This is a genomic window from Stenotrophomonas sp. P5_A8, assembly GCF_056400545.1.
In genome coordinates, this window is sequence record NZ_JBFULB010000026.1 from 1 (window position 1) to 21650 (window position 21650).

Sequence of the window (21650 nt, forward strand, 5' to 3'; positions counted from 1 at the left end):
GGCCCGCGGCCGGCACTACCCTAATGGATCCCGCGGCGGGTTTTGCCGTTATCGCTGCGGCGTAATCGTCTGCGTCGGCAGGCGTGCCGGTGGCGCCGGGTTGGGTACCCAGATCGCCACGCCGGCCGCCCGCTTCTGGGTGGTCGGGATGCCGATGCCTACACCGCCGCCCACGTGCGAGCCGAAGCTGCCGGCACCCACCGACATGCCCACCGGCGAGCCGCTGGACCCTACGCCCATCAGGATCACACCATTGGCGCCGAGTGCGGCCGCTTCGCGCTTGAGCCGCATCACCGCCGCGTCGGTCTGGCCCTGCGTGCCGAATCCCACCGCGCTGGCCGATTCCAGCTGCGCGATCTCGACCGAGCCGGCCGGCGGGGTCGAATAGATCTGGACGCTGGCCGGATCCACCGGCGCGCGCGCCTGGCCCAGCATCACCTTGGACGTACTGGCGCAGCCGGCCAGGGCCAGCAGCATGCCAAGTACGGCAATCGATCGGATGTTCATGCATCACCCCTGTTCGGTAGGGACCATCGGCCCGTGGCGCGATCATCGGTGGCGGCCACTGAATCGGTGCCAACGTCGTGATCTTCACGCTAGCACTGTCGAGGTGAGCGGCGTGCCGCGGTCCACGCGACCGGCCGCAGGCGCCGATGAACGCGTCAGCTACGCCCCGGTTTTAGGCTATGGTGACGCCAATATCACCGAAGGAGCCTGGCATGGGGTTGATCAGTCTGTTGTGGGGCATCCTGGCACTGCTGTGGATGATCCTGGCCCTGATCCCGCTGCTGGGCTGGGGCAACTGGTTCCTGATCCCGTTCGCGGCAGTCGGCGCGGTCATCGCCGCGCTGGGCATCCTGTTCACCCACCCCACCAAGCGCGGCCGGGCCTGGGCCGGGCTGGTGCTCAACGGCATCGTGGTGGTGGTGGGGATCGTGCGCCTGGGCCTGGGCGGCGGCATCGTCTGAGCCCGATCGCCGGTGACACGACCGGCTGCGACCATCGGTCGCAGCGACCGGGCAGCGCCGCGCATCGGCGTACAATTTACCGCTGCCGCTGCGGGCCTGCCGCCGGCCCACGCCCGCCCGGGCGCCACTCCCGCTCTCGATGATCATTCGTCCTCGTCCCCACGGCTGGCAACTGCTGTACATCCTGCGCGGCTCCATCGTTCCGGCGGTGGCCCCCAAGGTGCTGGCGATCCTGCTGCTGTCGATCGCCGTGGCCGCCTTCGCCGAGGTCTGGCACCCGTCGGGCATCGAGCGCGTCTCGGTGGCCCCGTTCACCCTGCTGGGCCTGGTGCTGTCGATCTTCCTGAGCTTCCGCAACAACGCCTGCTTCGAACGCTGGTGGGAAGGCCGCAAGCTGTGGGGCCAGCTGGTCTACGAATCGCGCAGCCTGGCGCGGCTGTGCACGGCGCTGCTGTCAGATGATTCGCCGCGCCGCGCGCGCATCTGTCGGCTCGGGATCGGTTTCGCCCATGCGCTGGCAGCCAAGCTGCGCGGTCGCGATGCCGGGCTGGCCGCGCTGCCCTGGGTGAGCGATGCAGACCACGCGCGCCTGGGCGAACGCCTCAACGTGCCGGACCAGTTGCTGGCGATGATCGCCGCCGACCTGGCCGAGCCGCTGCGCGGCGGCCGCCTCGATCCCATTCTCTACAGCCAGTTCGAGACGCGCCTGCATGCGATGTCCAGCATCCAGGCCGGCTGCGAGCGCATCCTCTCCACGCCGTTGCCGTTCGCCTACACCCTGCTGCTGCACCGCTGCGCGTGGATGTTCTGCGTGCTGTTGCCGTTCGGCCTGGCCAGCTCGCTGGGCTGGGCTACCCCGGTGGTGTCGGCGGTGTTGGCCTACGCCTTCTTCGGCCTGGACCAGCTGGGCGAAGAGATGGAAGAGCCGTTCGGGCTGGAGCCCAACGACCTGCCGCTGGATGCGCTGGTGCGCACCATCGAAATCGACCTGCTCGACAGCCTCGGCGTGGCGCCCCTGCCTGCGCCGCTGCAACCGCATCGTTACCTGCTGCAGTAAACCTGCCGCGTCCTACCGCATTCCGTTACGGAGCAACCCCATGGCCCATCCCGACTACCGCCCCCGCCGCATGCGTCACGACGAGTTCTCGCGCCGCCTGATGCGCGAAAACACGCTCACCACCGACGACCTGATCTACCCGGTGTTCGTGCACGATCTGGCCGGCCGCGCGCCGGTGGCCTCGATGCCCGGCGTGGAGCGGCTGTCCATCGACGAACTGCTCAAGGTGGCCGAGGAAGCGCTGGAACTGGGCATTCCGGTGATCGACCTGTTCCCGGTGATCGACCCGGCCGGCAAGTCGCTCGATGCGGCCGCGGCATGGGACGACAACGGCCTGGCGCAGCGGGCGATCCGTGCGCTGAAGTCGCGCTTCCCCGAGCTGGGCGTGATGACCGACGTGGCGCTGGACCCCTACACCACCCACGGCCAGGACGGCATCATCGACGACAAGGGCTACGTGCTCAACGACATCACCGTCGAGGCGTTGGTGAAGCAGTCGCTGTCGCATGCCGAGGCCGGCGTGGACATCATTTCGCCGTCGGACATGATGGACGGGCGCATCGGGGCGATCCGCCGCGCGCTGGATGCCGCCGGCCACGTCAACGTGCGCATCATGGCCTACTCGGCCAAGTACGCTTCGGCGTTCTACGGCCCGTTCCGCGATGCCGTGGGCAGCTCGGCCAGCCTCGGCAAGGCCGACAAGAAAACCTACCAGATGGACCCGGCCAACGGCGATGAGGCCATGCGCGAGATCGCGCTGGACCTGGAAGAAGGCGCGGACATGGTGATGGTCAAGCCGGGTATGCCCTACCTGGACCTGGTTCGCCGGGTGAAGCAGCAGTTCGGCGTGCCGACCTTCGCCTACCAGGTGAGCGGCGAGTACGCGATGATGAAGGCCGCCTTCGCCAATGGCTGGCTGGACGAACGCGCCTGCGTGCTGGAGTCGCTGATGGGCTTCAAGCGCGCTGGCGCCGATGGCGTACTGACCTATTTCGCGCCGCAGGTGGCGCGTTGGCTGCGGCAGCGCTGACAATACGCGCCCACACGCATACAGGACGACAATGATGCAGACGATGGGATGGGTGCAGTGGCTCACCTGGGGCACCGGGGTCACCGTCTTCGCCGTGGTGATCGGCCTGATCATCCGTGGGGTGCTGCGTGCCGCCAAGCGGCCGCCGGAGCAGCCCTCGGCCGCCGCCCGCGTGGCCCGTGAGAGCCAGTTGGCACCGGCACTGCAGGCGCAGTTGGCCGAATTGAACCAGCGCAAGGACAACGGCGAGATCAGCGAAGCGCAGTACGAACAACAGCGCGCGGCGTTGTTGGCATCGCGCTGAGCGCACCCGCGCGTTCGGTGCGGCCGGGAAAAGCAGCCACGCATGGCGTGGCTCTACCGGGTTCCTGCGGCTGATGCAGGCGGGCCAGGCCACGTTTCCGCAGGGCAACCGCGACCCGGGGGTAGAGCCACGCCATGCGTGGCTGCCTCCCCGGCGCCGATGAACCCTCAGCGGCAGGCCGTCCCCGGCGCCGCCGGCGTCTTCATCCGATAAAGATCCAGCCCGCCGGCACGCGGTGCGCGTGCCGCGCCAGCCACCGTCATTTCCGACGGCTTGGAGGCGTCCACCACCGGCGACCCGGTCTGGCCGTTGGCCGTGTTGAACGACAGCGTCAGCGGCGTGGCCGGCTGGCGGTAGTCACAGCCCACCAGCCACACCTGCGATCCGCTGGCGGTGGCCCGGGTGATCGCCAGCGCGCCGTCGTTGCCCAGCCAGTCGCCGCCCAGCTCGTCGGCCGCGCTGTTGAGCGGCGCCGGCAGCGGCTGGGCCGTATTGAAGCCCCGGCCCTGCGCGGTCGCCACGTACAGGTCGAAGCCACCCTGGGTGTGCGTGCCATTGCGGGCGAACAGCAACGCCTGTCCGTCCGGACGTACGGCCGGACGGCGCTCGTCGTCGGCGGTGTTGACCATCAGCGGCATCGACATGATCGGTCCGAAACCGCCATCGGCGTGGATCATCACGGCATACAGGTCGAAACCGCCGCGCCCGCCGTCACGGTTGGAGGCGAAGTACAGCCAGGCGCCGTCATGGCTGAAGAACGGGTCGAGCTCATCGCGGCCGGTGTTGAGCGCCAGCGGCGTCGGGTCCTGCCAGCGGCCGTCGCGCAACACCGCCTGCCACAGGTCCCAGCCACCGGCGCCGCCGGGGCGGTCGCTGGCCCAGACGATCCGCTGGCCGTCCGGCGAGATCGTGGCCTGGGCCTCGTTGGCCTTGGTCGAGACCACGCCCATGCCCTCGATGCCGAATTCGGAAAGTGCCATCGCCTGCGGCGCGGAGAGTAAACTGGCGCACAGCGCGAGCAGTGACAATGGAGTGCGCATAGCCGCGTCCGTTGGGGGTTTGCGTTCCATTCTAGGCCCGGAGCAGACACACACCCATGACCGCCGACCATTACGCCGTATTCGGCCAGCCCATCGCGCACTCGCAGTCGCCGCGGATCCACGCCGCGTTCGGCCACCAGGAAGGCATCGCGCTGGACTACCGTGCCATCGAGGCCAGCCCGGAGGATTTCGCTGCCGCACTGGAGGCGTTCGCCGCCGAAGGCGGGGTAGGCGCCAACGTCACCGCGCCGCACAAAGAAGCCGCCTTCGCGCTGTGCTCCACCCTGACCTCGCGTGCGCGCCGGGCCGGTGCGGTCAACACGCTGCTGCGCAAGGGCGACCGCTGGCACGGCGACACCACCGATGGCATCGGCCTGGTGCGCGACCTCACCGACCGCCATGGGCTGGACCTGCGTGGCCGCCGCACCCTGCTGATCGGTGCTGGCGGGTCGGCCCGCAGCGTCGCCCCGGCGCTGCTGGATGCCGGGATCCTGGAACTGGTGGTGGTCAACCGCACGCCCGAACGCGCCGATGCGCTGATCGACGCCATGGGCGAGCCGGGCCGGGCGATCACCCGTTACTGGGAAGACATCCGCGAGCTGGGCGACTTCGAACTGATCATCAACGCCACCTCGGCCGGGCGCGACCGCGACGCCGAGTTCAAGCTGCCGCTGGGGCTGGTCAACAGCATGACCACGGCGGTGGACCTCAACTACGGCGAGGCCGCCATCGCCTTCATTGCGTGGGCGCGTTCGGCCGGCTGCCGCAACGTGGTGGACGGGCTGGGCATGCTGGTCGAACAGGCCGCCGAGAGCTTCCTGCAGTGGCATGCGGTGCGTCCGCAGACCGATGCGGTGTATGCCGAACTGCGCGGCGAGAATGCGCTGGCCGGCGAGGACTGAGCGCATGAACCTTGAGATGATGATGTCCGTGCTGGGCATGGTCGCCACGCGCCTGCCGATCCTGATCGCCCTGGCGGTGTCGGTGGTCTGGGTGGTCGACACCCCCCGCACGGCGGTACGCAGCGTGGCGCTGTGGGCGCTGGCGCTGCTGGCGGTGATCGCCGTGGCCGGGCTGGTGCTCAACGTGGTGCCGATGTGGCTGGTGCAGCAGGGCAACTACGATTCGGTGCGCAACCTGTCGCTGTGGCTGGGCGGGGCGCACTTCGTGCTGGGCCTGTTCGACGCGCTGGCCATCGTGTTGCTGGTATGGGCGATGACCCGCGCGCTGCGCACGCGAAACCAGACCCCCGCCGGCTGAACATCGGACCTGCATCCCGGATCTGAACCGGCGCGGAAATCCGCGCCGGTCACTGCCCTCCGCTCGTGAGAAAATACCTGCCGTGATCCAGGCAGGTAGCTCCCGGCGTGACCGAAAAAGTTGAAGCCCCGCGTGCGCTTAACGATGAGATGAAGGCCGCCATCCGCGATGCCTACGCCAAGCTGCAGGCCAATACCCCCGGCTTCAGTACCCGGCGTTCGCAGAGCCAGATGATCGGCGTGGTCTCGCGTGCGCTGTCGCACAGCGGCGGCGTGGGCGTGGTCGAGGCGCCCACCGGCGTCGGCAAGTCGCTGGGCTACCTGACCGCTGGCGTCCCCATCGCCCTGGCCACCAAGAAGAAGCTGGTGATCAGCACCGGTACCGTGGCGCTGCAGTCGCAGCTGGTCGAGCGCGACATCCCCAACTTCCTCAAGGCCACCGGCATCGAGGCGACCGTGGCGCTGGCCAAGGGGCGCACCCGCTACCTGTGCACGCGCAACGCCGCCGAAGCGCATGGCGAGGGGGCGCAGGAAGGCATGTTCGAGGATGAGCAGCCGCTGTTCGACCGGCCGCTGGCCCCGATCGAAATGGACCTGGCGCAGAAGCTGAGCAAGGAATTTCTCGAAGGCCGCTGGAACGGCGACCTCGACAACGCCCCGGAGACCATCAGCAACACGCTGCGCTCGCGCATCACTACGCCGGCCTCCGGGTGCGCGGGGCGCAAGTGCGCCTACTCGGCGCAGTGCGCGGTGCTGCGATCGCGCAACACCGTGCGCGATGCGCAGATCGTGGTCACCAACCACGCGCTGCTGCTGTCGGCGCTGTCCATCGGTGAGAGCGACAACGGCCAGCCGCTGATCGCCGCTCCCTCGGACATGCTGCTGGTGCTCGACGAAGGCCATCACATCGGCAGCGTGGCCATCGACCAGGGCGCGGCCAGCCTGGCCCTGGATGAGATGGCCAAGCGCACCGGTCGCCTGCAGGTGCTGATCGCCGCGTCCTACCGTGCCGTGGACAAGGACAAGCTGGGCAACCTGCTGCCCAACGAAGCCATCGAGGCCGCTGCCAAGGTCAGCAAGCAGCTCAAGGCGTTCCGCGATGTGATCGACCGCAGCTGGCGCCCGGACCCGTCCGCGCAGGAGCCGATGTGGCGCGCCCCGAACGGGCGCCTGCCGGAGATCTGGATGGCCGATATCGAGGCCATCGCCGACGACACCCGCAGCCTGTTCAACTGGGCCCATGCCGCGCTGGCGCAGGTGGCCAAGGGCAAGCCCGAGGACGCCGCGCGCGAGCGCCTGCAGCGCAACCTCGGCATGGCGCTGGAAATGATCGAGCAGCAGCACAACCTGTGGACCGCCTGGCGCCGTGAAGACAAGGACGGCCAGCCGCCGATGGCGCGCTGGGTGACGATGTCGCGCGAGGGGGATTTCATCCTCCACGGCTCGCCGATCTCGGCCGCGCACGTGCTGCGCAAGCTGCTGTGGGACGAAGTGGATTCGGTGGTGATGACCTCGGCCACGCTCACCGGCGGCGGCGATTTCCAGTCGCTGGCCATTGACAACGGCATTCCCGAAGATGCCGAGCTGGTCTCGCTGTCCTCGCCGTTCGACCTGCCCAACCAGGCCCAGTTGATCGTGCCGGCGTTCCCGGTCACCCCGGACGACAAGGAAGGGCACCCCAAGGAAGTGGCCAAGTACCTGGTGCGGGAGCTGGACTGGGGCAAGGGCAGCATCGTGCTGTTCACCTCGCGCTGGAAGATGGAAAAAGTGGCCGAGCTGATGCCGGCCGCGCAGCGCAAACGGGTGCTCGTGCAGGGTGAGAGCGCCAAGCAGAAGATGATCGACGAGCACCTGCGGCGCACCGCGGCCGGGGAGGGCTCGGTGTTGTTCGGGCTGAACTCGTTTGGCGAAGGCCTGGACCTGCCGGGCGAGGCCTGCACCACGGTGGTGATCACCCAGGTGCCCTTCGCGGTGCCGACCGATCCGCAGACCTCCACCTTGAGCGAGTGGTTCGAAAGCCGTGGGTTGAATGCGTTCAACCTGATCGCGATCCCGCACGCGCTGCGCACGCTGACCCAGTTCTCCGGCCGTCTGATCCGTACGTCGACCGACACCGGCCGGGTGATCATCCTCGACTCGCGCCTGCTCACCCGCCGTTACGGCAAGCGCATCATCGATTCACTACCGCCGTTCAAGCGGGTGATCGGCTGACGCGGCATAGCAGCGCCACGCACGCCCGGTAGAGCCACGCCATGCGTGGCTGCATTTCGCAGATGGATGGGGTTGGCCGGGCATCCAGCCACGCGTGGCGTGGCGCTACCGCGTCAGCCTTCCAGCTTGGACAGGTCGCGTACCGCGCCCTTGTCGGCACTGGTGGCCAGCAGCGCGTAGGCCTTCAACGCACCGGTGACCTTGCGCGGGCGTGCCTCGCGCGGCTTCCAGCCCAGTGCATCCTGCTCGGCGCGGCGCGCGGCCAGCGTGGCGTCATCGACCAGCAGATCGATGCGCCGCGCCGGGATATCGATGCGGATACGGTCGCCTTCGCGGACCAGACCGATCACACCGCCGGACGCGGCTTCCGGGGACGCATGGCCGATCGACAGGCCCGAGGTGCCGCCGGAAAAACGGCCGTCGGTGAGCAGCGCGCATTGCTTGCCCAGGCCCTTGGATTTCAGGTAGCTGGTGGGGTACAGCATTTCCTGCATGCCCGGGCCACCGCGCGGGCCTTCGTAGCGGATCACCACCACGTCGCCGGCCACCACGGTGTCGGCGAGGATGCCGGCCACGGCCGCGTCCTGGCTCTCGAACACGCGCGCATTGCCCTCGAACACATGGATGGATTCATCCACGCCGGCCGTTTTCACCACGCAGCCATCCGGCGCCAGGTTGCCGCGCAGCACCGCCAGCCCGCCTTCGGCCGAGTAGGCATGGGCAACCGCGCGGATGCAGCCTTCTTCACGATCCACGTCCAGCGTCGGCCAGCGTGTGGCCTGGCTGAAAGCGATCTGGGTGGGGATGCCGGCCGGGCCGGCACGGAAGAAGTCGCGCACTTTTTCATCCTCGCTCACCGCGACATCCCAGCGCGCAATCGCCTCGGCCAGCGTGCGGCTGTGCACGGTCGGCACGTCGGTATGCAGCAGGCCGCCACGCGCCAGTTCACCGAGGATGCCGTACACGCCACCGGCGCGGTGCACGTCTTCCATGTGGTACTTCGGGGTGTTCGGCGCGACCTTGCACAACTGCGGCACGCGTCGCGACAGCGCGTCGATGGCCTGCAGGTCGAAATCCACCTCGGCTTCCTGCGCGGCAGCCAGCAGGTGCAGGATGGTGTTGGTCGAACCGCCCATGGCGATGTCCAGGGTCATCGCGTTCTCGAACGCGGCCATGCTGGCGATGGTGCGCGGCAGGGCGTTGGTGTCTTCACCGCCGTACCAGCGATGGCACAGCTCCACGACCAGGCGCCCGGCGCGGCGGAACAGCTGCTCGCGGTCGGCATGGGTGGCCAGGGTCGAGCCGTTGCCGGGCAGCGACAGGCCGAGCGCTTCGGTCAGGCAGTTCATCGAGTTGGCGGTGAACATGCCCGAGCAGGAGCCGCAGGTGGGGCAGGCGCTGCGCTCGTATTCGGCCACCTTCTCATCGCTGGCGCTTTCATCGGCGGCGATCACCATCGCATCCACCAGGTCCAGCTTGTGCTCGGACAGCCGCGTCTTGCCCGCTTCCATCGGCCCGCCGGAGACGAACACCACCGGGATGTTCAGGCGCAACGCGGCCATCARCATGCCCGGGGTGATCTTGTCGCAGTTGGAGATGCACACCAGCGCATCGGCGCAGTGCGCGTTGACCATGTACTCCACCGAGTCGGCGATGATCTCGCGGCTGGGCAGCGAATACAGCATGCCGTCATGGCCCATGGCGATGCCGTCATCCACCGCGATGGTGTTGAACTCTTTTGCGACGCCGCCGACCTGCTCGATCTCGCGGGCCACCAGCTGGCCCAGGTCCTTGAGGTGCACGTGGCCGGGCACGAACTGGGTGAACGAGTTGGCGATGGCGATGATCGGCTTGTGGAAATCGCCATCGGTCATGCCGGTGGCGCGCCACAGGGCGCGGGCGCCGGCCATGTTGCGGCCGGCGGTGGACGTACGGGAGCGGTATTCAGGCATGGTGGCTGGCAGGATCGGGCGGGCCGTGGGGGCGCGTTTCGCCTCGATTCTGCCGAAAAATTCCGGTTGCGTTTGCAACCACCTTCGCCGCTGCCGCAGCGACGGCGCCCAAGACGGTCCAGGCGAATGCTGAAACGTCGTTCATCTTCCGCGCTTTGCCGGTTTTGGTTGTTCGCGACGATGAGGCATGATTGAGGGGATAACCGCATTAGGGGGCATGACGCCATGAAACGTTCCAGGACCACCGCGCTGCTGTTGATGAGCGCCGCGCCGCTGCTGTTCACCGCCTGCCAGAAGGACGACGCCGTCAAGGTGCAGGAAGGGTTGTACACCTCGGTGCAGGCCTGTACCGAGGCCACCGGCGATCCGTCCAGCTGCCGCACCGCCTTTGCCAACGCGCAGAAGCAGTCGGCCGATGCCGCCCCCAAGTACGCCTCGCGCGAAGCCTGCCAGGCCGATTACAGCGCCGAGCAGTGCGTGGAACAGAAGACCTCCACCGGCCATTCGTTCATCGGTCCGATGATGATGGGCTTTTTCATGTCGCAGATGCTCGGCAACCGTGGCGCCGGCCTGGCGCAGGCGCCGGCCGCCAGCCCGGCCTATCAGGACAAGGCCAACGGCTGGGCGCGCCCGGCCCCGGGTGGCAGCGGCGGCTTGAACACCGCCAGTGGCATCGGCGCGGGCAAGGCTGGCCTGGCCCCGGTCAACGCCACCCCCAACCGTGCCGTCACGGCCAGCCGCGGTGGCTTCGGCAGCACCAGCAGCGGCCGCAGCAGCGTCGGCGGCTGACCGATGCAGCGCGTGCGTATCGCCGAGCGCAGCCAATGGCGCGCTCGGGCGGAAGAGTCCGGCTTCCGCTTCCACACCATCGACGGCCTGCCGTACTGGGACGAGAGCGCGTATTACGCCTTCACCCTGCGCCAGATCGAGCAGGACATCGAAGACCCCAGCGCCGAGCTGCATGCAATGGCGATGGGGCTGGTGGACGAAGTGGTCGGCAGCGAGCAGTTGATGGACCAGCTGGCGATCCCGCCGCAGTTCCGCGACTGGATCGCCGACAGCTGGCGGCGCCGCGAACCGCATCTGTATGGCCGGCTGGATTTCGCCTACGACGGCAACGGCCCGGCCAAGCTCTACGAGCTCAATTACGACACCCCGACCTCGCTGTTCGAAGCCTCCTTCTTCCAGTGGCAATGGCTGGAAGACCAACGCAACCAGAACCGCTTGCCGCCCCACGCCGACCAGTTCAACGCGATCCATGAAGCGCTGGTCGAGCGTTTTGCGCAGCTCTCCGCGCAGTTGCCACCACCGCTGTATTTCAGTGCGGTGGGCAGCTCGGAGGAAGACCAGGGCACGGTCGCCTACCTGCGCGACTGCGCCGCCCAGGCCGGGCTGCGCGGCGAGGCGATTGCCATCGAAGATATCGGTCTGTCCGAAGACGGCCGCTTCACTGCGTTGGACGACACGGTGATCGGCAGCCTGTTCAAGCTGTACCCGCTGGAAGACCTGATGACCGAGACGTTCGGTCAGGCCTTGCCGGCCTCGGGCGTGCAGCTGCTGGAACCGGCGTGGAAGGCGATCCTGAGCAACAAGGGCGTGCTGCCGCTGCTGTGGCAGCGTCACCGCGGCCACCCGAACCTGCTCGCCGCCGAGTTCGACGATGGCAGCGAGCTGCCGCGTGGCTGGGTGCGCAAGCCGCTGTTCTCGCGCGAAGGCGCCAATGTTGCCATGCACCTGGCCGACGGCAGCTGGCAGGAAAGCGAAGGTCCCTACACCGGTCCGGCGATCCGTCAGGCCGCGCATCCGCTCACCCGTTTCGACGGCGGCTACCCGCTGGTCGGCAGCTGGGTGGTGGGCGACCAGGCCTGTGGCATGGGCATCCGCGAAGACAGCAGCCGCATCACCCGCGACAGCGCCCGCTTCGTGCCGCACGCGATCATCGACGAAGCACCGATGCGCATTTACGTCTGACCCATCCAGGCGGTCCACGACCACGGGCGTGGCCTACAACAACCCGTCACGCTTCACCGCCAGATACCGCTCCACCAGCGCGCCCGGCAGCGCATCGGCGGTGACGTCCAGCACCATCACCCCATGGCTGCGCAGCGCCTCGTGCGCGTCGCTGCGTTGCTGCAGGTAGCGCGCGATGGCGCCGGCCTGGGTGGCGTCCTGCAGCGTCTCCACGTCCTGGGTGAGCGCCTCATCCAGCTCGCGCTCGCGCAGGCTGGCCACGCACACCAGGTGCTGGCGCTGCAGCAGGCGCACCGCGGCGAGCAGGTCTTCAATGTCTTCATCGCGCACGTTGGTGACCAGCATCACCAGCGAGCGGCGCCGCTGCCGCAGCGACAGCTCGGTGGCCGCAGCGAGGTAGTCGGTGGCCACCGGGGTGGCCTGCAGGTCGTAGCTGGCGCGCAGCAACCGGTCGATGGCGCCCATGCCGCGCTGCGGTGCCACCCAGCGCGTATCGCCGCCGCTGGCGAACAGGCCCACGCCATCCCCCTGGCGCAGCGCCAGGTAGGCCACCACCAGCGCCGCATTGAGCACATGGTCGAAGTGCGACAGCCCGCCTTCACTGGCCATCATCCGGCGACCGGTGTCGATCATCAGCATCAACTGCTGGTTCTTTTCGTCCTGGTATTCGCGCGAGATCAGCTTGCGCGCGCGCGAGGTCGCCTTCCAGTCGATCTGGCGCAGGCTGTCGCCGATGCGGTACTCGCGCATCTGGTGGAAATCGGTGCCTTCGCCACGCCGCCGCTTCAGGTGCGCGCCGACCAGCCGCGAGGCCTGTTCGGCACTGAACAGGGCAAAGCGGGTGAGCGGTGCGAAGTTGGGATACACCCGCACCGTCAGTGCCGGTGGCAACGTGCGGCGCTGCCGCCACAGCCGCCACGGTGCATGCACGCGCAGGTGCACGCCCTCGAACACGAAGCGCCCGCGCGCGGTCGGGGTGAGGCTGTACTGAAAACTGCTGGCGACCAGCGGCTTGAGCGTCAACGCGCGCGGCAGGCCCTGCAGCGTCCACTGCCCGGGCACCAGGTCGAACACGTCCACGCGCTGGCGCAGGCTGGACTCCAGCCGCAGGGTCACCGGCCGCGCCACGTTCAGGGCCAGGGCCTCGGGCAGTTCGCGCTGCAGGCTGGGCGAGGGCTGTCGACGCAGCCGCAGCAGGTCGACGAGCGCCACCAGCGCGATCGCCGCGCCCATGGCACCCCAGCTCCAGCGTGGCCACAGCCCGAAGGCCACCGGCAGGCCAAGCAGGCTCCATGCCAGCACCAGGGCGAGCAGCAGCGGGGCTGGCCTCATCGGCCGCCCCACGCGCGATCAGCGTTACGCCCAGGGCTCATTTGCGCGGCGCTTCCACCTTGGCCAGCAGCGCGTCCAGTGCGTCGTCGGCGCTCTGTCCTTCGATCTGCAGTTCCGGGGCCAGTGCGATGCGATGACGCAAGGCCGGCTTGGCGATGTCGCGGACATCGTCGGGGGTGACGAAGTCGCGCCCGGCCAGTACCGCCTGTGCGCGCGCGGCACGCACCAGCGCGATGCTGCCACGCGGACCGGCGCCGAGCGCGATGCCCGGCCAGTGGCGCGTGGCGGCGACGATCCGCACCGCGTAGTCGATTACTTCCGGGTCGACGGTGATCGCCGCGGTGGCCTGCTGCAGTGCCACCACCTCGGCGGCGGTCAGCACGCGCGGCACCTGGGACAGATCGAAGTCGGCCGCACTGCGCCCGGTGGTGATCGCATCGACCATGCGCTTCTCGTCTTCCACCGACGGATAGTCGATCAGCACCTTGAGCAGGAAGCGGTCCAGCTGCGCTTCGGGCAGCGGGTAGGTGCCTTCCTGTTCGACCGGGTTCTGGGTGGCCAGCGCCAGGAACGGCGGAGTCAGCGCGAACGCCTTGCCTTCGATGGTGACCTGGCCTTCCTGCATCACTTCCAGCAGCGCCGACTGGGTCTTGGCCGGTGCACGGTTGATCTCGTCGGCCAGCAGCAGGTTGGTGAACACCGGGCCGCGACGGATCTTGAAGCTCTCCGACTTGGGGTCGTATACCGCATGCCCGCTGACATCGCTGGGCATCAGGTCGGGGGTGAACTGCACGCGGCCGTAGTCCAGCTCCAGCGCCTGGGCCAGGGCACGCACCAGCAGGGTCTTGCCCAGCCCGGGCACGCCTTCGATCAGCACGTGGCCACCGGCCAGCAGCGCGATCAGGATCTGGTCCAGCACCTCGGGCTGGCCGATGAAGGCACGTCCGACCGCTTCGCGCACGGCATCGACGCGTTCGACCACGCTGGGACCGGACAGGCCGGCCGGGGCCGGCGCGGGTTCGGCAGGAGACAGCGGTGGCAGCAGCGGTGGGGTCGGCTCGGTCATAGCAGGTTTCTCATCTGGATCAGCAGGCGGATGCGCTCGCGCAGACCGGGCAGGTCCTGCGAGGCCGGAGCGTTCAACGCAGTCTGGACGCGGGCATGCGGCCAGTGCAGCAGGGTGGCGATGGCGTGCACCTGCGCCTCGCCGTTCAACGCGGCGGCGGTGGGTGCGCGCCGACGCAGGCGGCCAAGGAACGAACGCCGCACCGCGTCGTACAACAGCGGGGCCTTGCCGTAACGCAGCAGGTGTTCGCCGCTGGCGCGCACGTGTTCCAGCAGCGAGCGGCGCTCGATCGCCGGCGACGGCAACAGGCTGCCCATGCGCTGCGCGCGCTGCCACAGCCAGCCAAGCAGGGCCAGCAGCAGCGGCACCCATACCGGCCAGCCCTGGTAGAAGAGACGGTTCCACAGCGACGGCGGTCGCGCGCCGTACACCAGCCACACGCGGCCTTCGCCGTAGCGAGGCGCCAGCAGGTAGCGGGTCAGGTCGCGGTGCGCCTTGTCGTGCAGGCCGTCGACGTACTCACCCTGCTTTGCATCGGGCTTGTCGAGCATGGCTGGGCGGCCCATGCCCTTCATGAAGTCCAGGTCGGCCAGCACGTCCACGCTGCCCTGGCCGTGGCGCAGGCGCGCGAACACCCACCCATACGCGTCACTGTCTGCATCGTCTTCGCCCCAGCCGCGTTCCAGGCGCATGCCTGCCGGCGGCGTCACGCCGAAGCGTCGCCCATGGCAGAATTCCACATGGTGTTCGTCATCGCGCACATGGAAGGGCTGGCAGCCGCTGCCGTAGTCGATGGCGTCCACGCCCAGGGCGTCCAGCAATGGCCCGTTGCCGTCGATATCGGCCGGCGTGCTGGGCGGTGTGCGCACGATCAGATGGCCGCCCTGCGCCACCCACGTCAGCAGCGCGCGCGCGGTGGGCGGCGGCAGGGTGGTCGTGTCCTGCAGCAGCACCAGGGTGTCGTGCGGCTTGAGCGACAGGGTTTTCAGGTCCACGCGCGGGTGCGAATGGACCTCGATGCCGTCGGCGCGCAGCGCCTGGCCCAGCACATACAGTGGGTTGTAGCGGGCTTCACCCTGCGGCGGCAGCTGCTCGGTTTCGGTCACCCGGTGGTGGGTACGCAGGAACAGGATGGTAAGCGGCACGCCAAGCACGAGCACGCCCAGCATCACCAGCAGCCAGCGCAGGCGCGTACTCATGCGCGCCACCGGAACTGCTGCTGCAACGTACTGGCGAGCGTGGCGAACGCCTCGTCATCGGGCAGGCGGCCGGCGTAGGCGGCGTACTGCCAGACCCGCACGATGCGCTCGAACAGGGCGCGGTCGGCCGCCTCGGGCATGCGCCGCGACACGCGCAGGCACTGCGCCTCGGTGGCACCGGGCGGCAGCGCGGTCTGCGCGCGTTCGCTCATCGATTCCACGCTGGCCCGGTACAGCAGCGCCAGCGCTTGGCGCGGACGTCCCTGCTGCCATAGCGCACGCGCACGCGCGGCGGCATCCGGAGGGACTTCATCGGGCACGGTGATGTCATCTTCGACGACCGTCGATACCGTGTCGCGCGAGGCCTTGCCGGTGCCGCGCAGCCAGCGCAGCCAACGCGGCGCGGTGGCGACCAGGATCAGGAGCAGCACACCGACCATGCCCCACAGCAACCACTCGGCGATCTGCGCCGGCAGCAGCGGTCCCTTGCGAGCCGTGTCGCGCTTGGCGGCGCTGTCGTCGTCCTTTTTCTTTTCCTTCTTCGCCGGATCCTGTTGGGTACGCTCCCAATGGGTCACCTGGCGGGTCGGGCTCTGCAGCGGATCTTCATAGGCACGTTGCACGGCCTGGCGGAAGCCGGCCGTGTCGACGTCGCCGTTGCCGAAGATCGCCGCCGGTGTATTGCCGGGGTCGTTGGCGTAGGTGAGCGGGGTGTCGTCGACGTCTTCTTCTGCTTCTGCCTCTGCCTCTGCGTCCTCCTCCTCGCCGCCCTGCGCGGTCGCAGACGCGGGGGTGTCGCGCTGCTGGGCCTGCACCCCGCCGGTCGGCCAGACCAGCACCAGGGCCAGCATCAGCAGCGGTGCGGCCTGCTGCAGGCGGTCGCGCAGGCGGCGGAAGGCGATCTCCACGTCCCAGGCTTCCATCTCGGTGCGCCGGTTGAGGTACAGGCCGAAGCCGGCGCCCACGTAGAACGGCCCGATCAGACTGATGGCCAGCCAGGACAGCAGGTTGAAGCCGAACCTGGCCCAGGCCGGTGTGTCCTCGCTGACCATCGCCCACGCCGCACGCCAGGAATCGGACAGCAGCTCGAACGGGACGAACATGAACACCGCCGCGATCCCGCCCACCACCAGCGCGACCTCGAAGGCCATGCACGTCACCGTCAGCAGGATCGCATGGCCGACCGCCGCACCGGCCACGGCGCGACGGCGTGCGCCGCGATGTTCAACCGCGTTGCCTTCCAGCAGGTTGACCGGCATCAGCAGTGAACGCAGTGGACTGAAGCGGCGCCAGCCCAGGTAGCCCCAGAAGCCGCTCCAGCCCCACGCGCGTTGCGCGCGCAGCGTCTGCAAGGCGCTCGGCGCATCGCCGAAGATACCGCGCGAGATCACATACAGCGCCAGCCGGTCGAACACCGGCGTGAGCCACCACATCAGCAGCCACGCCCAGCCGAACGTATCGGTCCACCATGCCAGTGCGTTGACCAGCGCAAACAGCGGCAGGCCCAGCAGCAGCCACGGCAGCCAGATCGCCCGCGCATGCCGGCGCACCAGCGCGGTGCCCAGTTCCACCGCTTCCCAGCCGCTGCGTGCACGCAGCACCACGTTGAGCTGGTCAATGCGCATGCGCGCTCCCGCGTCCACCGCGCCACAACCAGGCAAACACCGCGCTCCACAGCACCGCGGCGACGGCGTACTTGCCCCAGGCAGGCACCGCGGCGATCGAGGACCAGAACGCTTCGATGAAGGCGGCCACCAGCAGCATCGCGGCCACGCCCAGGCACAGCCGCGCGCCGATCACCCCGCCTTCGACCAGCGCATCGATGCGCCGCCGCCGGCCGGGCGCAAGCAGTTTCATGCCCAGCTGCAGGCCCGCACCGCCGGCGATGACGATCGCAGTCAGCTCGAACGCGCCGTGCCCGACCACGAAGCGCCAGAACGGATCGCCGTGGCCGATGTGCTGCAGGTGGCCGGCCACCGCGCCGATGGTGAGCCCATTGAACACCAGCACCAGCACCGTGCCGACCCCGGCCAGCAGGCCGCTGGCGAAGGTGCGCAGACCGATGCTGATGTTGTTCATGATGTAGTGGCCGAACATCATCCAGTCGGTGCCGCTGTCGCGCCCAAGGTGCGCGGAGGCCGGATCGTACATGCGCTCCATCGCCGCGATCTCGGCGTTGCCCATCAGCAGATGGATGAATGCCGGATACCACTGCACCAGCGCGAACGTGCCCACCAGCGGCAGCACGAACAGCGCGGTGGCCACCCACATGCTGCGCGCCTGGCTGCGCACCAGCTGCGGGAAATCGGCGAACAGGAATTCCAGCGCACGCCGCCAGCGCGGTGGTGGAGTGCGGTAGAGCAGGCCGTGGCCCTGCTGCATCAGCCCCTGCAGGCGCGCCACCAGCTGCGGGCTGTAACCGCGCTTGCGCGCCAATGCCAGCTGCTGGCACAGGCGTCGATATCGCTGCGGAATGTCTTCGTCGTTGAGTGCATCATCGGCCACCTGGCCGCGCGCGCCGCGTGCGTTGTCGCCCCGCAGCGCCATCCAGCGTTCCAGCGCCTGCCACTCACCCTGGTAGCGGGTGACGAACTGTTCCTGCCTCATCGGCGCCCCAGCAGCCAATTGGCCATGGCGTACAGACGCAGCACCCCGACCTGCCCGCCACCGCCACTGAGCGGTGCGACGATCGCCGCCAGTTCCTGCTGGCGCGGCGAGGACAAGCGCGATGCGCGCTCGGCGAAGGCGACCACCGCGGCCTGTTCGGCCGGCTGCAGCGGTTGGGGCGGGGCCAGCACGGTGTCGATGGCCACGCTGCCCAGCACCGGGCGGGCGCGGTCGTGCACCACCACGGTGCCGGCGACCAGGTCGCCGAGGCGGCGGCCATGCGCGTCGAACAGGCTCGACAGCAATCCCACCGCATAGCCGAACGGCAGCATGTCCACGGTGCGCAGCAGGTTGCGGGTGATCGCGGCCATCCAGCCGATCGGCGCACCGTCGCGTGCCACTACGCGCAGACCGAGCGCACGCTTGCCCAGCGTGCGGCCCCACACCGCTTCCTGCACGATGGTGTAGGCCCACATCAGCAGGAACATCAGCGCCAGGTACAGGCCCTTGCCGAAATCGCCGAGGAAGGCCAGTGGAATGCTGAGCAGCAGCAGCGCGCCGAAACGGACCGCGAAATCGATCGCCCAGGCCAACGCACGCGGCACCGGGCCGGCGGCGGGCAGGTGCAGCGGCACGCCTTCGGGCGTGATCACTTCACGGTAGGTATCCAGCATCGTCGCGCTCATGAGCGCGCACGGTGGGAAAGATGGACCCGGAATCCTCTCCGGTCTGCTGCCTGGGTGGGCATGCGGTTCTCGACTGCTTCCTGGTCGGCTGTGGACTTTACCGTGCAGGCGTGCCGATGCCCAGCATCGGCGCGGCCGCAGGGGCGGATGCGACCGGGGCGGCCGCGATCATCCCAGGTACTTGTCCTTGAGCCGCACGTAGTGGTCGGCCGAGTAGTGCAGCGATTCGATCTGCTTGTCGGTGAGGGTGCGCACCAGGCGTGCCGGGTTGCCCACCCACAGTTCGCCCTCGCCGACCACCTTGCCCGGACCGACCACCGCGCCGGCGCCGACGAAGCCATGCCGCTCCACCCGCGCACCGTCGAGGATGCAGGCGCCCATCCCGATCAGGCTGTAATCGCCGATGGTGCAGGCATGGATGATCGTGCCGTGGCCAACCGTGACCCCCTCGCCGATCAACGTGGGGAAGCCTTCCAGGTTGTAAGGGCTGTGGTGGCTGACATGGATGATGGTGCCGTCCTGGATGTTGCTGCGCGCACCGATCCGCACATGGTTGACGTCGCCGCGGATCACCGTCCCCGGCCACACCGACACGTCATCGCCCAGCACCACGTCACCGATGATGGTGCAGGCCGGATCGATGTAGCAGCGCTCGCCGATGACCGGCAGCGTGTCGAGGAAGGGGCGGATGGGGGACATGCGGTAACTCCGGCAAGGCAGGGGCGGACGGCCGCCTGCGCCACCGTCCCGATGCCATGATGATAACGCGGGCCTGCGCGGCGCCACGCCCGCGCTGCCAAGCGCGTAGAGCCGACCGTTGGTCGGCTTTACGCTTTTACGCGACGCGGGCGCGGCGCGCGCGTTCCAGGTGCACCAGCAGCAGCGAAATCGCTGCCGGGGTCATGCCGGGGATGCGCTGGGCCTGGCCGACGGTCTGCGGGCGCACGCGCTCGAGTTTCTGCTGCACTTCGGCCGACAACCCGCGCACGCCGGCGTAGTCGAAATCGCTGGCGATGGCGGTGTTCTCATGGCGCTGCTGGCGCTCGATTTCGTCGCGCTGGCGATCCAGGTAGCCGGCGTACTTCACCCCGATCTCGACCTGCTCGGCCACCTTCGGGTCGGCCACGGCCGGGCCCAGTGACGGCACCTGCATGAGCTGGGCGTAGTCCAGCTCCGGGCGCTTGATCAGATCCAGCACGTTGGTTTCGCGGCTGACCGCTACGCCCAGGGTGGCTTCCACTTCGCGGCCGAGCGCATTGCCCGGCGTGGCCCACAACGCGCGCAGGCGTGCCGATTCGCGGGCGACCGCTTCCTGCTTGGTCTGGAAGGCCGCCCAGCGGCGCTCGTCGACCAGGCCCAACTCGCGGCCCAACCCGGTCAGGCGCACGTCGGCATTGTCTTCGCGCAGCTGCAGCCGGTATTCGGCGCGGCTGGTGAACATGCGGTACGGCTCGGTGGTGCCGTGGGTGATGAGGTCATCGACCAGCACGCCCAGGTAGGCCTCGTCGCGACGCGGGCACCAGCCGGCGTCCCCGCGCACGTGGCGCGCGGCGTTGAGGCCGGCCAGCAGCCCCTGCGCGGCGGCTTCTTCATAGCCGGTGGTGCCGTTGATCTGGCCGGCGAAGAACAGCCCGGACACGCTCTTGGTCTGCAGGGTGTTGTCCAGGCCGCGCGGGTCGAAGAAGTCGTATTCGATCGCATAGCCGGGACGGGTGATGTGCGCGTTCTCGAAGCCGCCGATGCTGCGCACCAGTGCCAGCTGCACATCGAACGGCAGCGAGGTGGAGATGCCGTTGGGATAGATCTCCACCACGTCCAGGCCTTCGGGCTCGACGAAGATCTGGTGGCTGGCCTTCTCGGCAAAGCGCACCACCTTGTCTTCGATGGACGGGCAGTAACGCGGGCCGATGCCTTCGATCTGGCCGCTGTACAGCGGCGAACGGTGCAGCGCGGCACGGATGATCTCGTGGGTGCGCTCGCTGGTGTGGGTGATCCAGCAGCTGACCTGGGCCGGATGCTCGGACACATCGCCCAGGTAGGACATCACCGGGCGCGGGTCATCGCCGGGCTGCTCGTCCATCACGCTGTAATCGAGCGAGCGGCCATCGATGCGCGGCGGGGTGCCGGTCTTGAGGCGGTCGATCACGAACGGGCGCTCGCGCAGGCGTGCGGCCAGCGTGGTGGCCGGCGGGTCGCCCATGCGCCCGGCGGCGTACTGGGTCTGGCCGACGTGGATCTTGCCGGCCAGGAAGGTGCCGGCGGTGAGTACCACGGCGGCGGCATGGAAGGTCAGCCCGGTCTGGGTGACCGCGCCGCGCACGGTGTCGCCGTCGATCAGCAGGTCGTCCACCGCCGCCTGGAACACGATCAGGTTGGGCTGGGCTTCCACGATCTGCCGGATCGCCATGCGGTACAGGTTGCGGTCGGCCTGGCAGCGGGTGGCGCGCACCGCCGGACCCTTGGACGCATTGAGGGTGCGCCACTGGATGCCGGCGCGGTCGGCGGCATGGGCCATCGCTCCGCCCAGGGCGTCGATCTCCTTGACCAGGTGGCCCTTGCCGATCCCGCCGATGGCCGGGTTGCAGCTCATCGCGCCGATGGTTTCCACGTTGTGGGTCAGCAGCAGGGTGCGCGCGCCACTGCGCGCGGCCGCCAGCGCCGCTTCGGTGCCGGCGTGGCCGCCGCCGATGACGATGACGTCGTAGCGGTAGAAGGAGTCAGTCATGGCGGAGGAGCTCGGGACGGGGCCGGGCGGCCCAGGATCAGCCCTGGAGTCAGGGCGCGGGTGGCGATTTTAGCGCCATTCGTCGGGGGGCACGAAATCAACCCTCAAGTTGGCACGTTTTCTGCAGATAACCCAATAGCACCCAGGATGGCAGGCGCTTTGCGCTACGGACCGGAATTGGAACAGGGGCCGGTCCATGCGCATCCCGGGGAAGCAGAAGGGTCGACAGTCGGGGGACTGTCG

At 68.8% G+C, this 21650-nt stretch carries 20 protein-coding genes; 9 read left to right on the forward strand and 11 right to left on the reverse strand.

Features of this window, described 5'->3' with window-relative positions; translation table 11 throughout:
• Window positions 1–48: 48 nt before the first annotated feature.
• The gene (locus tag AC1DQP_RS03540; RefSeq protein WP_457317999.1) at window positions 49–507 is read right to left on the reverse strand and encodes a hypothetical protein; all 459 of its coding nucleotides are present in this window, start codon (window positions 505–507) and stop codon (window positions 49–51) included.
• A 212-nt stretch (window positions 508–719) separates the two neighbouring features.
• On the opposite strand from AC1DQP_RS03540, the gene AC1DQP_RS03545 reads away from it, so the two are divergent.
• From AC1DQP_RS03545 to AC1DQP_RS03560, 4 genes are all read left to right on the forward strand, one after another.
• Window positions 720–968, forward strand: a complete 249-nt coding sequence (locus AC1DQP_RS03545) for a hypothetical protein (protein WP_256774826.1) — start codon at window positions 720–722, stop codon at window positions 966–968.
• A gap of 139 nt (window positions 969–1107) precedes the next feature.
• The gene (locus tag AC1DQP_RS03550; protein ID WP_457318000.1) at window positions 1108–2025 is read left to right on the forward strand and encodes a bestrophin family protein; all 918 of its coding nucleotides are present in this window, start codon (window positions 1108–1110) and stop codon (window positions 2023–2025) included.
• A gap of 40 nt (window positions 2026–2065) precedes the next feature.
• Window positions 2066–3055 (forward strand): porphobilinogen synthase, encoded by a 990-nt coding sequence (hemB, locus tag AC1DQP_RS03555; protein WP_457318001.1) that lies wholly within the window; start codon window positions 2066–2068, stop codon window positions 3053–3055.
• Between the two features lie 31 nt (window positions 3056–3086).
• Entirely contained in the window at window positions 3087–3359 is a 273-nt protein-coding gene (locus tag AC1DQP_RS03560) for an SHOCT domain-containing protein (RefSeq protein WP_256774823.1), read from the forward strand.
• A 167-nt stretch (window positions 3360–3526) separates the two neighbouring features.
• Here AC1DQP_RS03560 and AC1DQP_RS03565 read toward each other — a convergent pair whose 3' ends face one another.
• Complete coding sequence (locus tag AC1DQP_RS03565) at window positions 3527–4399, reverse strand: TolB family protein (protein WP_457318002.1); 873 nt, start codon at window positions 4397–4399, stop codon at window positions 3527–3529.
• Window positions 4400–4455: 56 nt separating this feature from the next.
• Here AC1DQP_RS03565 and aroE point away from each other — a divergent pair, with 56 nt between their 5' ends.
• From aroE to dinG, 3 genes are all read left to right on the forward strand, one after another.
• Window positions 4456–5301: a shikimate dehydrogenase gene (gene aroE, locus AC1DQP_RS03570; protein ID WP_457318003.1), complete on the forward strand. Its 846-nt coding sequence runs from the start codon at window positions 4456–4458 to the stop codon at window positions 5299–5301.
• Window positions 5302–5305: 4 nt separating this feature from the next.
• The gene (locus AC1DQP_RS03575; protein WP_478051111.1) at window positions 5306–5659 is read left to right on the forward strand and encodes a hypothetical protein; all 354 of its coding nucleotides are present in this window, start codon (window positions 5306–5308) and stop codon (window positions 5657–5659) included.
• Between the two features lie 107 nt (window positions 5660–5766).
• On the forward strand, window positions 5767–7869 hold the full coding sequence (gene dinG / locus AC1DQP_RS03580) for an ATP-dependent DNA helicase DinG (RefSeq protein WP_478051112.1): 2103 nt from the start codon (window positions 5767–5769) through the stop codon (window positions 7867–7869).
• Between the two features lie 113 nt (window positions 7870–7982).
• Here dinG and ilvD read toward each other — a convergent pair whose 3' ends face one another.
• Window positions 7983–9821: a dihydroxy-acid dehydratase gene (ilvD, locus tag AC1DQP_RS03585; RefSeq protein WP_457318006.1), complete on the reverse strand. Its 1839-nt coding sequence runs from the start codon at window positions 9819–9821 to the stop codon at window positions 7983–7985.
• Between the two features lie 225 nt (window positions 9822–10046).
• Between ilvD and AC1DQP_RS03590 the strand changes: the two genes are divergently transcribed.
• Both AC1DQP_RS03590 and AC1DQP_RS03595 read left to right on the forward strand, forming a co-directional pair.
• Entirely contained in the window at window positions 10047–10610 is a 564-nt protein-coding gene (locus tag AC1DQP_RS03590; protein ID WP_256774818.1) for a DUF1190 domain-containing protein, read from the forward strand.
• Window positions 10611–10613: 3 nt separating this feature from the next.
• Window positions 10614–11792 (forward strand): glutathionylspermidine synthase family protein, encoded by a 1179-nt coding sequence (locus tag AC1DQP_RS03595; protein WP_457318007.1) that lies wholly within the window; start codon window positions 10614–10616, stop codon window positions 11790–11792.
• 33 nt (window positions 11793–11825) lie between these two features.
• On the opposite strand, the gene AC1DQP_RS03600 is transcribed toward AC1DQP_RS03595, so the two are convergent.
• The 8 genes from AC1DQP_RS03600 to mnmG all read right to left on the reverse strand — a co-directional run bounded on the left by AC1DQP_RS03600 (window position 11826) and on the right by mnmG (window position 21407).
• A complete protein-coding gene (locus AC1DQP_RS03600) occupies window positions 11826–13124 on the reverse strand; it encodes a DUF58 domain-containing protein (protein ID WP_457318008.1) in 1299 nt (432 codons plus the stop codon).
• Window positions 13125–13161: 37 nt separating this feature from the next.
• Window positions 13162–14190, reverse strand: coding sequence for an AAA family ATPase (locus AC1DQP_RS03605; RefSeq protein WP_457318009.1), 1029 nt, complete (start codon window positions 14188–14190; stop codon window positions 13162–13164).
• Window positions 14187–15389, reverse strand: a complete 1203-nt coding sequence (locus tag AC1DQP_RS03610) for a DUF4350 domain-containing protein (protein ID WP_457318010.1) — start codon at window positions 15387–15389, stop codon at window positions 14187–14189. The genes AC1DQP_RS03605 and AC1DQP_RS03610 overlap by 4 nt, the downstream gene beginning before the upstream one ends.
• Window positions 15386–17014, reverse strand: coding sequence for a DUF4129 domain-containing protein (locus tag AC1DQP_RS03615; RefSeq protein ID WP_478051113.1), 1629 nt, complete (start codon window positions 17012–17014; stop codon window positions 15386–15388). The genes AC1DQP_RS03610 and AC1DQP_RS03615 overlap by 4 nt, the downstream gene beginning before the upstream one ends.
• Window positions 17004–17996: a stage II sporulation protein M gene (locus AC1DQP_RS03620; protein ID WP_478051114.1), complete on the reverse strand. Its 993-nt coding sequence runs from the start codon at window positions 17994–17996 to the stop codon at window positions 17004–17006. Before AC1DQP_RS03620 ends, AC1DQP_RS03615 begins: the two co-directional genes overlap by 11 nt.
• Window positions 17993–18682 (reverse strand): RDD family protein, encoded by a 690-nt coding sequence (locus AC1DQP_RS03625; RefSeq protein ID WP_256774811.1) that lies wholly within the window; start codon window positions 18680–18682, stop codon window positions 17993–17995. Before AC1DQP_RS03625 ends, AC1DQP_RS03620 begins: the two co-directional genes overlap by 4 nt.
• A 168-nt stretch (window positions 18683–18850) precedes the next feature.
• On the reverse strand, window positions 18851–19381 hold the full coding sequence (locus AC1DQP_RS03630; RefSeq protein ID WP_256774810.1) for a gamma carbonic anhydrase family protein: 531 nt from the start codon (window positions 19379–19381) through the stop codon (window positions 18851–18853).
• A 136-nt stretch (window positions 19382–19517) separates the two neighbouring features.
• Window positions 19518–21407, reverse strand: coding sequence for a tRNA uridine-5-carboxymethylaminomethyl(34) synthesis enzyme MnmG (gene mnmG, locus AC1DQP_RS03635; RefSeq protein WP_457318013.1), 1890 nt, complete (start codon window positions 21405–21407; stop codon window positions 19518–19520).
• Window positions 21408–21650: the final 243 nt, after the last annotated feature.

What these genes read in the sequence shown, in the direction of transcription:
- AC1DQP_RS03540 (WP_457317999.1), bottom strand. Translation starts at nt 507, where the DNA reads ATGAACATCCGATCGATTGCCGTACTTGGCATGCTGCTGGCCCTGGCC.
- AC1DQP_RS03545 (WP_256774826.1), top strand. Translation starts at nt 720, where the DNA reads ATGGGGTTGATCAGTCTGTTGTGGGGCATCCTGGCACTGCTGTGGATG.
- AC1DQP_RS03550 (WP_457318000.1), top strand. Translation starts at nt 1,108, where the DNA reads ATGATCATTCGTCCTCGTCCCCACGGCTGGCAACTGCTGTACATCCTG.
- hemB (WP_457318001.1), top strand. Translation starts at nt 2,066, where the DNA reads ATGGCCCATCCCGACTACCGCCCCCGCCGCATGCGTCACGACGAGTTC.
- AC1DQP_RS03560 (WP_256774823.1), top strand. Translation starts at nt 3,087, where the DNA reads ATGATGCAGACGATGGGATGGGTGCAGTGGCTCACCTGGGGCACCGGG.
- AC1DQP_RS03565 (WP_457318002.1), bottom strand. Translation starts at nt 4,399, where the DNA reads ATGCGCACTCCATTGTCACTGCTCGCGCTGTGCGCCAGTTTACTCTCC.
- aroE (WP_457318003.1), top strand. Translation starts at nt 4,456, where the DNA reads ATGACCGCCGACCATTACGCCGTATTCGGCCAGCCCATCGCGCACTCG.
- AC1DQP_RS03575 (WP_478051111.1), top strand. Translation starts at nt 5,306, where the DNA reads ATGAACCTTGAGATGATGATGTCCGTGCTGGGCATGGTCGCCACGCGC.
- AC1DQP_RS03590 (WP_256774818.1), top strand. Translation starts at nt 10,047, where the DNA reads ATGAAACGTTCCAGGACCACCGCGCTGCTGTTGATGAGCGCCGCGCCG.
- AC1DQP_RS03595 (WP_457318007.1), top strand. Translation starts at nt 10,614, where the DNA reads ATGCAGCGCGTGCGTATCGCCGAGCGCAGCCAATGGCGCGCTCGGGCG.
- AC1DQP_RS03600 (WP_457318008.1), bottom strand. Translation starts at nt 13,124, where the DNA reads ATGAGGCCAGCCCCGCTGCTGCTCGCCCTGGTGCTGGCATGGAGCCTG.
- AC1DQP_RS03605 (WP_457318009.1), bottom strand. Translation starts at nt 14,190, where the DNA reads ATGACCGAGCCGACCCCACCGCTGCTGCCACCGCTGTCTCCTGCCGAA.
- AC1DQP_RS03610 (WP_457318010.1), bottom strand. Translation starts at nt 15,389, where the DNA reads ATGAGTACGCGCCTGCGCTGGCTGCTGGTGATGCTGGGCGTGCTCGTG.
- AC1DQP_RS03615 (WP_478051113.1), bottom strand. Translation starts at nt 17,014, where the DNA reads ATGCGCATTGACCAGCTCAACGTGGTGCTGCGTGCACGCAGCGGCTGG.
- AC1DQP_RS03620 (WP_478051114.1), bottom strand. Translation starts at nt 17,996, where the DNA reads ATGAGGCAGGAACAGTTCGTCACCCGCTACCAGGGTGAGTGGCAGGCG.
- AC1DQP_RS03625 (WP_256774811.1), bottom strand. Translation starts at nt 18,682, where the DNA reads ATGAGCGCGACGATGCTGGATACCTACCGTGAAGTGATCACGCCCGAA.
- AC1DQP_RS03630 (WP_256774810.1), bottom strand. Translation starts at nt 19,381, where the DNA reads ATGTCCCCCATCCGCCCCTTCCTCGACACGCTGCCGGTCATCGGCGAG.
- mnmG (WP_457318013.1), bottom strand. Translation starts at nt 21,407, where the DNA reads ATGACTGACTCCTTCTACCGCTACGACGTCATCGTCATCGGCGGCGGC.